The organism is Pseudomonas sp. ICMP 561, from assembly GCF_002699985.1.
Taxonomy (GTDB): Bacteria; Pseudomonadota; Gammaproteobacteria; order Pseudomonadales; family Pseudomonadaceae; genus Aquipseudomonas; species Aquipseudomonas quasicaspiana.
This window is the reverse complement of record NZ_LKBT01000021.1, coordinates 43518-56875: the sequence shown is the minus strand read 5'-3', so window position 1 is coordinate 56875 and position 13358 is coordinate 43518. Positions and strand designations below refer to the sequence as shown.

Annotated in this window: 6 protein-coding genes; 4 read left to right on the top strand and 2 right to left on the bottom strand. The window is 57.1% G+C overall.

Translation table 11 applies throughout. From position 1 onward, the window contains the following. Window positions 1-388 precede the first annotated feature (388 nt). Window positions 389-1585 (bottom strand): GGDEF domain-containing protein, encoded by a 1197-nt coding sequence (locus AO242_RS16070; protein ID WP_099269510.1) that lies wholly within the window; start codon window positions 1583-1585, stop codon window positions 389-391. A 132-nt stretch (window positions 1586-1717) separates the two neighbouring features. Next, on the bottom strand, window positions 1718-3742 hold the full coding sequence (locus AO242_RS30395) for a methyl-accepting chemotaxis protein (RefSeq protein ID WP_099269509.1): 2025 nt from the start codon (window positions 3740-3742) through the stop codon (window positions 1718-1720). Between the two features lie 542 nt (window positions 3743-4284). Between AO242_RS30395 and AO242_RS16060 the strand changes: the two genes are divergently transcribed. From AO242_RS16060 to AO242_RS16045, 4 genes are all read left to right on the top strand, one after another. Beyond that, window positions 4285-6717: a TonB-dependent receptor plug domain-containing protein gene (locus AO242_RS16060; RefSeq protein WP_099269508.1), complete on the top strand. Its 2433-nt coding sequence runs from the start codon at window positions 4285-4287 to the stop codon at window positions 6715-6717. Window positions 6718-7001: 284 nt separating this feature from the next. After that, window positions 7002-8243 carry a multidrug efflux RND transporter periplasmic adaptor subunit MexE gene (gene mexE, locus AO242_RS16055; protein WP_027898638.1) on the top strand — a complete coding sequence of 414 codons (1242 nt, stop codon included), beginning with the start codon at window positions 7002-7004 and terminating at the stop codon, window positions 8241-8243. Window positions 8244-8255: 12 nt separating this feature from the next. Continuing rightward, window positions 8256-11447: an efflux RND transporter permease subunit gene (locus tag AO242_RS16050; protein WP_099269507.1), complete on the top strand. Its 3192-nt coding sequence runs from the start codon at window positions 8256-8258 to the stop codon at window positions 11445-11447. Continuing rightward, a complete protein-coding gene (locus tag AO242_RS16045; protein WP_099269506.1) occupies window positions 11447-12844 on the top strand; it encodes an efflux transporter outer membrane subunit in 1398 nt (465 codons plus the stop codon). The genes AO242_RS16050 and AO242_RS16045 overlap by 1 nt, the downstream gene beginning before the upstream one ends. Window positions 12845-13358 lie beyond the last annotated feature (514 nt).

Here is a 13358-nt window from a genome sequence, read left to right as displayed (position 1 = left end):
TCCACAGCTACAACAACTACTTGTCGCCAATAGCTATGGAGCAGCAGGCGGCTTGATCACCGTAATCGGTGTCCGGAAAAACTTGACCAGAACAGGCTTGCCCGCGATACATGAGACGCGGCTGGAAGACACACCGCGTTATCCTTTATCGTCCGCATGCGGCTCGGCCCAGGCGCCGCTCAGATATAGGTACTCACCTGTAGGAGTGAGCTTGCTCGCGATGAACGATGACACGGTCTAGCTGACAAACCGAGTCGTCTGCATCGCGGGCAAGCCTCGCTCTCACAGGTTTACAGGCCAACATATAACCTCCCACAGGGATTGTGGTCAGGACCCGAAAAGAGTCGCCAGAGTTCGCTCAAAACGGCACTGCATCAAGTAATTCGAGCTAAGCACAGCGAAGGCAGTCACGCCCTGCATGCTTGGCGGAGTAAAGCGCGGCGTCAGCGGCACCGATCAAGGCTCCGGCGCTGACGTGAGGCGCGACGGCGTCCGCGACTCCCAGGCTGATGGAGACTCGAGCACCTTCGCCCAGTGCCGGGTGTGGTACATCGAGGGCAGCGACTGCCGCTCGCAGCCTCTCCGCTAACGCGCTGGCTTTGGCGAGATCCGCATTCAGCATCAACACCAGAATCTCTTCACCGCCAAAACGAAACGTCAACGCCCCCTCTTTTTTAGCAATCTGCTGAATAGCGCCACTCAACTGTTTCAAACAGATATCGCCCTGCGGATGACCATAACTGTCGTTGTAGATTTTGAAGTGATCTATATCCAGAAGGATGACCGCGACTTTCTTGGGCGAGCGCGCCGCGTGATCCCAGACCGATGTCAGTACTTCATCCTGATACCGGCGATTGAACAATTGGGTCAGCGCATCAGTGCGGGCCATTTCCATCAATTGCACCTGCAACAGACGTCCTTGCAAGGCGAACAGATAGCTCATCCGGCTACCACGCTCAAGAAAATACGATGCCATCAACAGCAGTGCCACTGTCGAAACAAACAACAACGCATTGGCTTGCCAGATCAGAAAATCAGCGATATCTGCCATGTAGGTCGTTACAAGCTGGATGACCAGCATCAGGCTCATCGCCAGCGCGGCGTAACGCAATGGCAGTTGCTGGATCATGGTGCAATAGACCATGAGCAGCAGCATTCCCAACTGGTAGTGAAGCCGATACGGACTGTCGCTATAGATCATCACGATCAGTGGCATCAGCGAGGCGACGACAGTGCCAGTCGCCGCAATGGCTTCCAGCGCCCAGCGCTTTTTCAGCCGCTGGATCCACAACAGGAAGACGATAAACATCGGCGTGATCAGGCACAGCCTGCCGAGTGCTACGTAAGCAAATACATCGCGCAGTGTCAGCCAGTCGCTGATCAGGAACAGGTTGTAAACCAGTCCTCCTCCAATGCCGACGATGGTGATGAATTGACGCCGCTGTTCCAGTGTTTCGGCCTCGTAGCGTTGCTCAAGATCGTCACTGAAGCGCAATGCACGCACCCCTGACGCGATGGTCTGCTCGACCTCGATCAGAATTTGAGGATCCTTGGCACTTGGGCGATCCAGGAGGGTATTGAGCATGGGGCACCGGAACAGCAAAGAGAATTCGGTTGGATAGCGCAATGCAGCCTGCTGCTACCCTGATAACCGGAGCGATCTGTAAAGACGACCGCTCCGTTCACACGTCATGAGATGAGTGTTGTCAGCCACGTTCTACATCTTGAAACGTGACACCACCATTCGTAGCTCACCTGCCAACGTCGACAGCTCGTTGGCAGTGACGGCGTTATCTTCTATCTCTTCCCTGAGCGCTTCGCTCCCGTTGCGAATTTCGGTGACGTTACGGTTGATGTCTTCAGATACCGCATGCTGCTGTACAGCCGCACTGGCGATCTGGGTATTCATCCCGACAATCCGCTCGACACCCTCGTTGATTTCATCAAGGCTGGCCGCTGCCTGATCTGCAGAGGCAATACAATCCTGCGCCCGGTGCCTGCCGGCTTTCATTTGCTCCACCGCCGCGGTTGTCGCCAGTTGCAACTCCTGGATAATCCGGCGGATTTCTTCTGTCGAATTCTGCGTGCGTGAAGCCAGGGTCCGAACTTCATCAGCAACCACCGCGAAGCCACGGCCCTGCTCCCCTGCACGGGCAGCTTCGATGGCAGCATTCAGCGCCAACAGGTTGGTTTGATCGGCGATGTTGCGGATAACCTCGATCACGCCGCCGATTTCCTGGCTGTGCACGGCCAGCGCAGAGACCTTCTCGGCGCTGACTTCAACTTCACTGGCCAGTTCTTCAACGGTCAGTCGGGTGTCGCGCATGACTGCAAGACCTGTGCTTGACGCCTGGCTGGCTTGCTCGGCGGCACGTGCGGCGCCCTCGGTGTTCTGCGCAACATCCGCAACACTCGCGGTCATTTCATTGATGGCCGTGGCAACCTGTTCGGTCTCACCCTGCTGGGAGGTCATTGAGTGTCTTGCTCGCTCGATTGACAATCCGAGGCGTTGAGCTGCGTCCGATACGGATTGTGAGCTTTGTTCAACCTGAGTCAGCGATGTGCTGAATGCCTGTGCCATATGGTTGAGGCCATTGCCAATGTCCGCCATCTCATCTTTGCCCTGCACTTTTGCGCGGGCCGTGAGATCGCCTTGCGCAATCAGTTGGGTAGCGCTCAGCAAGCTATCGATCGCCCGGCGCATGGAACTGTAGATTCCGCTGAAACCGTAAATCAGCAACAGCCCCATGAACGCCAATGCGCCCAGAATCAGCATTCTTTCGCCTGACTTCTCTTCGATACGCTGATCCAGCAAAGCCGACAGAGAATCCTGCAGCATGTCCTGGGCCTTGTACAAATCGGCCACTACAGCGTTGCCTTTTGCTGGCAGGTCCTGCACGCCACTGATGGTGTCGCTGGTCGAAGCGATCAGCGAATCAAGGTCATTACGGAAACTGTCCAGATTCACCAATGCGTTGGTCACAGGGAGTTGAATCCGGTCAGCCAGAGCGGGTTCCTTGCGACGCAACAGATTGAGGCTCTGTTGCAGTTCTATGCGGATCTGCGCTTCAAGCTTCAGCAGTGACTGCAGCGTAGAACGTGTGCCGTCAGTCAACGGTTGCCCGTTGCGCAGACCGCTGGACAAGCCCCGTAGTTGTCCCACTACGTTGATCTGGCGAGGTAGCCTGATTGTGCTCTGGTCGATCATGAACAGCGAAGCGTAATCCTCATCCAGGACCATGCCGGAAGTGGCAGAGACGAAATAGATGAAGTTCAGCGTCTGAACAAGCTGGTCATTCCAGTCATCGAATGCCTTCCCTGGGTTGGCACCCGGCCTGGCCTGATCGATGAGCCGCTGAGCCCCGGCGCGCAAACGTTGCACGCGGTCGCCGGTTTCCAGCGCCATATTGTATTGACGGTCAGTGGAATCAAGCTTTGAAAAAGCATCCAGCAGCTTCGCCTGGTTGGCCGAGAAATCAGCCTGAACCGTCGGGTCGCCACTCAGCAAGCGATTGGTAAGCGCACGTTGCATCATCGATAGACGAAGCACCGGGGTGACGTCCATCAAATAGCGCTGCCCCACCTGTTCGGAATGCACACCATCAATGCTGGCATTGATCTGACTGACGATTCGGCCACCCAGCAGCGACAAGGGAATGAGGACTATTAATGCAAGTAAGGCGAATTTTGCGGGAAAACGTAAACGGCTGGACAGGTACACGGCAGGTGCAAGGATGTTCATGAAGATTCTCACAGCCCTGATGGGCAATATTTTCTTGATGGGGGTGAGAACGATCCGTTTCTCTAAACAATCAGGGACTTCTTTGGCCCCTTGAAGCGCACTTCGAACGATTATTTCACAAGCTAACTAAAATGCTGGCCATGAGACATCATTCAGGTTACAGCTCCGACTCGCGGATTCTGTAAAAAGTTGCGCGGCTTGATTATGTTTCGGCTGGATTTCGATTTTTATTGATCTTTATCGACGAATGGCTATGTGCCACCTCGAATATTTACAATCAGGGTGCTGCTGCCCATGCGCGGGAGTATTAGGTAGAGCGCTGTTATACGCATCGCAATTTCATCAATTACTTTCATATATTTTCTTTATAAAATGCCGATAAAGAATAATATCAATATTCCAAAAAAGCATTTCCAACGATTTTATTATGCAAATACTATCCAGTGCAGACGACATCGTTCCAGCTTTCACACCTTTCTATCAGGCCAACTCATCTGCACCCTCGCCACGGGCCAGTGCCAGTTCAATGGACACCGCCCGACATGACAACGACGCTCGCAGCAAGCGCTGCCAAAACGTATCCGCTTTTAACACTCGCCGCTGCTCTGTTGCTGGGGGTATTCTCGCCAGTGGCCGATGCCGCCGACGATGAGTCCAGGCTCAGTACAGTGACAGTGATCTCCACCGGCGTACGCGGGCAACAACGAACAGTGGCGGACAGCCCGGCGCCTATCGACATCATCAATAGCGAGCAATTACTCAAGACCGGTCGCGCTGAGCTTTCGGAAGCCATTGCGAAACTGCTGCCCTCTTTCAACTTCGGCACCAACATTGCGGGCTATAACTCGGTCACCCGGCCATTGAGCAACCGCAGCCTTGGCCCCGCCTACACACTGGTACTGGTTAACGGCAAGCGCCGCCACAACGGCGCAACAGGCCAGCGCGGCTCTATCGATAACAGCGGTGCCAATGCGGTGGATATCGACCTGATCCCGGTCAGCGCCGTGGACCACATCGAAGTGCTCAAAGACAGCGCTGCGGCTCAGTACGGTTCCGATGCAGTCGCCGGGGTGATCAACATCATTCTCAAATCCGGTGATTCTGGCGGACACTATGAAACCACCTACGGCAAGCTGTTCTCCGGAGCCGGGGAAACCATCAAGATTGCTGGCGACCAGGGCTTCACCCTCGGTGAAGAAGGCTTTTTCCACTTTTCTGCCGACGCTCGCAAACGTGGCGAGGCGTCCTGGAACAACAAGGCTGACAGCAGCGTTCGCGCGTTCAGCGACCCGGTAAAAGAGGCGGCCTGGGATCGGGTCGCGATCAAAAACGGCGATCCGGATCTCAAGGCCTTCAACCTGGCCTACAACGCCGAACTGCCCCTGGAAGACCTGACGCTGTATTCCTTCACAACTTACGGTGAGCGTGACGCCGAGGCTGCCAATTACTTCCGCTTGCCCACCGGCACCGCAGCAGTACCGGAAGTATTCCCCGACGGTTACTACCCGCTGAACAACATCAAGGACACGGATTACCAGTTCCTGTTCGGTGGCAAGGGCGAAGTGGCTGACTGGAACTGGGACCTGAGCACCACTTACGGGCGCAACAACGTTCATCACTCCAGCGACCTGAATATCAACCCGTCACTGGGCACCGCGTCGCCCACCCGATTCGACAACCTGGCGACGTTTCGCTTTGAGCAATGGGTCAACAATCTGGACTTTACGCGTCGCTATGACAGCCTGTTCCAGCTGACCTCCCCGGTTCAGGTATCGGCAGGCCTGGAACATCGCTGGGAACGTTTCAGCACCTTTGCCGGGGATCCCGAGGCTTATATCACGGGCACCTATCCAGCTGCATCGGGCGCGCAAGCGGCAGTCACTATTCGTCCGGAGGATGAGGTCAACCTGATTCGCAACAACTACGCGGGTTACCTGGATCTGGGCTTTGATCTGACCGATCGCTGGTTTCTGGACGTCGCAGGACGGGTTGAACATTACGACGATGATTCAGGCAACACCTTCGGCCTGAAAGTGAACTCCCGCTATGAACTGACCGATTCGGTCGCTGTAAGGGGCACGGTCGGCACCGGTTTCCGGGCGCCCTCCCTGACCCAGATCGGTTATACGGTTGCAGACAACCGGGTCGCCGTCGACGTGAACGGTAACGTTGTACCCGCCGTGACCCGGCTTACTCCGTCAGGCAGCAACCTGGCCAAAGCCTTGGGCGGCGATGATCTGAAGCCTGAAAAATCGCGCAACCTTGGCCTGGGTTTGACCTGGCAACCGGCACCACGCACCAGCGTCACGGCCGATGCCTACCTGATCGACATTGATGACCGCATTGCCCTGACCAGCAACATTTATGATCAGGGTAATGGCGTTATCAATGGCATTCTCGCCGCTCAAGGCGTTCCTTCGGGAACCTGGGTCAACTATTACACCAACGCGTTCGACACCCGCACACGGGGACTGGATATCGTTGCTGACCACACCACGCCATTGAATGGCTGGGGTGATGTGCGCTGGAGCCTGGGGTTCAACTGGAACAAGACCACTATAGAGGGGGTTACCGACACCCCCGCCGCTCTGGCCAACTCCGGCGTAACACTGGTAGGCCGGGACCGCGAAGGCGACCTGACCGAAGCCTCACCCAAAACCAAATGGATTCTGGGTGCCAACTGGAAAGTCGAAGACCTGGCGGTCAACCTGCAGACCAGCCGCTACGGGGCCGTCAAGACACTGGCCGTCAACCCAGGAGGCGACCGGAGTTTTGGGGCCAAATGGATTACCGATCTGGATATCAGCTACACCTTTATTGACCAACTGACGGTGAGCATTGGCGGCACCAACATCTTTGATGTGCGGCCGTCGAAAAACGCTGTTTACAGCAACCTTGGTCTGGCACCTTATGGCAACCCGCCGTTCTACCCGGGTGGCGGTTACTGGTACACCAAGCTGGCTTATGATTTTTAGTTGATTAGTGATACTGCGCTATTTATCTGCGAATGAGGATCTGTGGGAGCAGAGCTTGCTCGCGATAAGGCTGGAGGCGGTCCAAAGTGAATCGCGTCCAGCCTTATCGCGAGCAAGCTCTGCTCCCACAGGATTCTGCGCAACTCCGCAAACCATCGGATTATTACTGGCAGAGACATACTCAATATCATTCCGAATGATATTAACTTTTGTTTCATTCGATTCGTGCAATACAACCCTCAAGAACAGAATCCGCCCATCTTAATATTCCGGCGGACATTCCCATGGCTCAGAAATTCAATCAATTGCGCTTCCCTCTCGCCGCGTTGGCGTTGGTGGTGATCAGCGCTTGCGGCGGAGCACCTGAAGCGACGGTCGCGCCTGCTGCCGCTAAAGTCAGCGTGGCGAAAGTGCTGGAGCAACCCGTCAACGAATGGGATGAATTCACCGGACGCCTCGAAGCACCGGAAACTGTTGAAATCCGCCCGCGGGTTTCCGGCCAGATCGACTCAGTGGCTTTCACTGATGGCGCACTGGTCAAGAAAGGCGATGTGCTGTTCCAGATCGACCCTCGCCCTTTCCAGTCTGAAGTTCGCCGCCTCGAAGCTCAGCTGCAACAGGCTCGCGCTACTGCAAACCGCAGTGACAACGAAGCCCAGCGCGGCGAACGCCTGCGTACCAACAATGCCATTTCCGCCGAACTGGCCGACTCGCGTACCACCACCGCACAGGAAGCCCGCGCCGGGGTAGCCGCCATTCAGGCGCAACTGGATCTGGCAAAACTGAACCTGAGTTTTACCCGCGTGACATCGCCGATCAGTGGCCGTGTCAGCCGCGCCGAAATCACTGCCGGTAACATCGTCACCGCTGATGTCACCCCGCTGACCAGTGTGGTTTCCACCGACAAGGTCTACGCCTACTTCGACGCTGACGAGCGTGTCTTCCTTAAATACACCGAGCTGGCGCGCAAAGGCCAACGTGGCCAGGCCACCCCGGTGTACTTGGGTCTTTCCAATGAAGTGGGTAACCCGCATCAGGGCCAGATGAACTTTGTCGACAACCAGGTCAACCCGCGGACCGGCACCATTCGTGGTCGCGCTGTGTTCGACAACAGCGATGGCAGCTTCACTCCAGGCCTGTACGCACGGGTCAAGCTGGTGGGCAGCGGCGTTTACTCAGCGGTGCTGATCAATGACGAAGCGGTGGGCACCGACCTCGGCAAGAAATTCGTACTGGTCATGGGTCAGGACAACAAGCCGACGTATCGCACAGTCGAACTGGGTCCGAAAGTCGAAGGCCTGCGAATCGTACGCAGCGGCCTGAGCAAAGACGACACCATCGTGGTCAAGGGCCTGCAACGCGTCCGCCCCGGTCAACCGGTCACACCGGAAGAGACCCCGATGGCCAGCGCCGAGACGCTCGCTGCACTGCTCAAACAACGCCAGGCTCTGGAAGCCAGCAACCTGCCGCAAGTGAAGCCTAAAGCACCTGAAAAGGTTGCCGGCATCTCCGCGCCACGCGGTTAAGGGAAACCACTGATGAACTTCTCTCAATTCTTTATTTCGCGTCCGATCTTCGCGGCAGTACTGTCGCTGTTGATTCTGATCGCAGGCTCCATCTCGCTGTTCCAGTTGCCGATCAGTGAATACCCCGAAGTTGTGCCACCTACCGTCGTCGTTCGCGCCAACTTCCCGGGCGCCAACCCAAAGGTCATCGGCGAAACCGTAGCCGCTCCGCTGGAACAGGCCATCACCGGCGTCGAGAACATGCTGTACATGTCCTCGCAATCCACCGCTGACGGCAAGATCACCCTGACCATCACTTTCGCACTGGGCACTGACCTGGACAACGCGCAGGTACAGGTTCAGAACCGGGTCACCCGGACCGAACCGAAACTGCCTGAAGAAGTGACGCGCATCGGTATCACCGTGGACAAGGCGTCGCCCGATCTGACGATGGTGGTCCACCTGACCTCGCCGGATAAACGCTACGACATGCTGTACCTGTCCAACTACGCGATCCTTAACATCAAGGATGAGCTGGCGCGCCTTGGCGGTGTCGGTGACGTGCAGTTGTTTGGTATGGGCGACTATTCGCTGCGGGTCTGGCTGGATCCAAACAAGACCGCCTCGCGCAATCTGACCGCGACCGACGTTGTGAACGCTATTCGCGAACAGAACCGTCAGGTCGCTGCGGGTCAGTTGGGCGCGCCGCCCTCGCCTAGTGCTACCAGCTTCCAGATGTCGGTCAACACCCAGGGCCGCCTGGTCAGCGAAGAAGAATTCGAAAACATCGTGATTCGCTCCGGAGCTGACGGCGAGATCACTCGTCTGCGCGATGTCGCCCGTGTCGAGCTGGGTTCCAACCAGTACGCCTTGCGCTCATTGCTTGATAACCAGCCTGCAGTGGCGATCCCGATCTTCCAGCGCCCTGGCTCCAACGCCATCGACATCTCCAACGAAGTTCGGGCGAAGATGACGGAGCTGAAACAGAACTTCCCGGAAGGCATGGATTTCAGCATCGTTTACGACCCGACAATCTTTGTTCGCGGCTCGATTGAAGCGGTTATTCATACGCTGTTCGAAGCGTTGATCCTGGTTGTGCTGGTGGTCATCCTGTTCTTGCAAACCTGGCGGGCCTCGATCATTCCATTGGCAGCTGTGCCAGTGTCATTGATCGGTACATTCGCCGTCATGCACATGTTCGGCTTCTCGCTCAACGCGCTATCGCTTTTCGGACTCGTGCTGGCCATCGGTATCGTGGTCGACGACGCCATCGTAGTAGTGGAAAACGTCGAACGGAACATCGGACTCGGACTGAACCCCGTTGAAGCCACCAAACGGGCCATGAAAGAAGTGACAGGACCCATCATCGCCACGGCGCTGGTGCTCTGTGCGGTATTCATCCCGGCTGCGTTCATCTCCGGATTGACGGGGCAGTTTTACAAACAGTTTGCCCTGACGATCGCGATTTCCACGGTGATTTCGGCCTTCAACTCGCTGACCCTTTCACCGGCGTTGTCCGCCGTGTTGCTCAAGGCTCACGACGCGCCCAAGGATCGCTTCTCACGTGGCCTCGACAAAATGTTCGGGAGTTGGCTGTTCCGCCCGTTCAACCGTGTGTTTGAACGCGCCAGTAATAGCTACGTGGGGATTGTCGGGCGTGTAATTCGCAGCAGCGGCATTGCACTGGTGCTGTACGGCGGCCTGATGGTGCTGACTTACTTCGGTTTCGCCACCACACCGACCGGTTTCGTACCGCCGCAGGACAAACAGTACCTGGTAGCTTTCGCCCAGTTGCCGGACGCTGCCAGCCTGGACCGTACCGAAGACGTCATCAAACGCATGTCCGACATCGCCCTCAAGCAGGACGGCGTGGAAAGTGCGGTAGCGTTCCCGGGCCTGTCCATCAACGGCTTCACCAACAGCCCGAACGCTGGCATCGTGTTCGTGACCCTAAAACCTTTTGAGGATCGCAAAGACGCCAGCCTTTCGGCAGGCGCCATCGCGGGTGCACTGAACGGCAAGTTCGGCGAAATTCAGGATGCCTACATGGCGATCTTCCCGCCGCCACCCGTACAAGGTCTGGGCACCATCGGCGGCTTCCGCCTGCAGATCGAAGACCGTGGCAACCTGGGTTACGACGAGCTCTATAAAGAGACGATGAACATCATCGCCAAGAGCCACAGCGTGCCGGAACTGGCCGGGCTGTTCACCAGTTACACCGTGAACGTACCGCAGGTCGATGCTGCCATCGACCGTGAAAAAGCCAAGACCCACGGCGTGGCGATCAGCGATATCTTCGACACGCTGCAGGTTTACCTGGGCTCGCTGTACGCCAACGATTTCAACCGTTTCGGCCGTACTTATCAGGTCAACGTTCAGGCTGAACAACAGTTCCGCCAGGACGCCGATCAGATTGGTCAGCTCAAGGTGCGCAACAATCTGGGCGAAATGATTCCGCTGGCAACCTTCATCAAGGTCAGCGACACCGCAGGGCCGGATCGAGTCATGCACTACAACGGCTTCATCACCGCCGAGATCAACGGCGCTGCGGCTCCGGGTTACAGCTCGGGTCAGGCTCAGACCGCCGTGGAAAAACTGCTCAAGGACGAACTGCCTAACGGTATGACCTACGAGTGGACCGAGATCACGTATCAGCAAATCCTGTCCGGCAATACAGCACTGCTGGTGTTCCCGCTGTGCGTACTGTTGGCCTTCCTGGTACTGGCTGCTCAGTATGAAAGCTGGAGCCTGCCACTGGCGGTGATCCTGATCGTACCGATGACATTGCTGTCGGCCATCACCGGGGTGATTCTGTCGGGTAGCGATAACAACATCTTTACCCAGATCGGACTGATTGTTCTGGTGGGACTGGCCTGTAAGAACGCGATTCTTATCGTCGAGTTCGCCAAGGACAAGCAAACCGAAGGCATGTCGCCGCTGGAAGCCGTACTGGAAGCGTGCCGCCTGCGTCTGCGTCCGATTCTGATGACGTCCTTCGCGTTCATCATGGGGGTTGTGCCTCTGGTGTTCTCCAGCGGTGCCGGTGCAGAAATGCGTCACGCCATGGGTGTAGCGGTGTTCTCGGGGATGCTCGGGGTCACCTTCTTCGGCCTGCTGCTGACGCCGGTGTTCTACGTGCTGATTCGTAACTATGTCGAGCGCAAAGAGGCCCGCAAGGCGGCCAAGGTACAACGCCTGCAAAACCTGAACCCGGAGGCGCATTAATGAATTCGTTAAAGCTGTTCATGCCCAGCCTGCTGGTTCTGGCGCTGGCGGCGTGCGCTGTCGGCCCTGACTACAAGGCTCCCGACACCGCCGCTGCCAAGGTCGCTTCGGCGACCCAGGACAAGTTTGACCGCAGTCATCAGGAAACCATCTGGTGGCAGCAGTTTGAAGATCCAACCTTGAACCAGTTGGTCGCCAAATCGTTGAATGACAACCGCGAACTACGTGTCGCCTTCGCCCGCCTCAAAGCGGCTCGGGCAATCCGCGACGACGTCAGCAATGACGCCATGCCTGTTGTTACCAGCCGGGTCAGCAGTGACCTGGGCAAAGGCCAGCAGCCAGGCATCACTGAACGCCGGGTCAGCAGTGAACGTTACGATCTGGGCCTGGACATGGCTTGGGAGCTCGATTTGTTCGGCCGCATTCAGCGTGAGCTGGAAGCCAGCGAAGCCGATCAGGACGTTGCCGAAGCCAATCTGTACCAGCTTCAGGTCACGCTGACGGCCGAAGTGGTCGACGCCTATGGGCAGTTGCGTGGTGCGCAATTGCGTGAGGCCATTGCTCGGGAAAACCTGAAAAACCAGCAGGAATCCCGCGGAGTTACGGCACAACTGCGTGACGCCGGGGTAGGCAACGAGCTGGATGTCATGCGTGCCGATGCGCGTCTTGCCGCCGTCGAAGCCTCGGTTCCGCAATTACAGGCCGAACAGGTGCGTCAGCGTAACCGCATTGCAACGTTGCTGGGTGAGCGTCCGGAAAGCCTGAGTGTCGACCTGAGCCCGGCGAAACTGCCGGCGATTGCCAAGGCGCTGCCTATTGGTGACCCGACGCAGGTGTTGCGTCAGCGCCCGGACATTCGCGCCGCTGAACGTCAGCTGGCCTCCTCCACTGCGCGTATTGGTGTGGCGACGGCTGATTTGTTCCCGCGCGTCAGCCTGAGTGGTTTTCTGGGTTTCACCGCTGGCCGGGGATCGCAAATCGGTTCGTCAGCCGCCAGAGCCTGGTCGCTGGGGCCAAGCATTTCCTGGGCTGCGTTTGATCTGGGGAGCGTGCGGGCACGGATTCGTGGCGCCGATGCCGATGCTGAAGGCGCGTTGGCGAATTATGAGCAGCAGGTGTTGTTGGCGCTGGAGGAGTCGGAGAACGCATTTAGCGACTATGACAAACGTCAACAACGCCTGGTCTCGTTGATTCGTCAAAGTGAAGCGAGCCGCGCTGCGGCTAATCTTGCCTCGATTCAGTATCGGGAAGGCACCGCAGACTTCCTGGTGCTGCTGGACGCAGAACGCGAGCGTCTGGCGGCCGAGGACTCGCAGGCTCAGGCCGAGATTGAGCTATATCACGGCATCGTCGCTATCTATAAAGCACTGGGCGGAGGCTGGCAGCCACAGGCTTGATGGATTGAATGCTTAAACCAAAAAGCCCCGCTCCTGGGGCTTTTGGGTGTCTGGCGTTTGGTTATTCTTGGGTACATATCCGTTACCGCGTTATTGGCTTCTATTGGTTGCGCCCTTACGGCGCCTCACTTTTGATAGATCCGGAAGCCGGCCCAGACAAAAGTAAGCAAAACGCTCTTGCCCCACCACTCGGTCCCTCGCCTGGGCTCGGCATGCCCGTAATCCGACATTGCTGCGTGGGGCCGCCGCCACCGGCCATCCATGGCCTGAGGCGGCTAAACCGGCATCCCTGCCGGTTTGCCCCACGCAGCAATATCGAATTCCGGCCGTCGTGGTTTAACGGGGCGCTTAAGATCAAAAGCAGATCAAAAGCAGCGATTTCACCTCGGATCGGTAGGAGCGAACTTGTTCGCGAGACGTCACCACAACCAACACATTCGTCGTCTGACACACCGCATCGCAGCCTTCGGCAGCTCCTACAGAAGCCCGGAAAGTTCACAAATCAGGTCGGCTG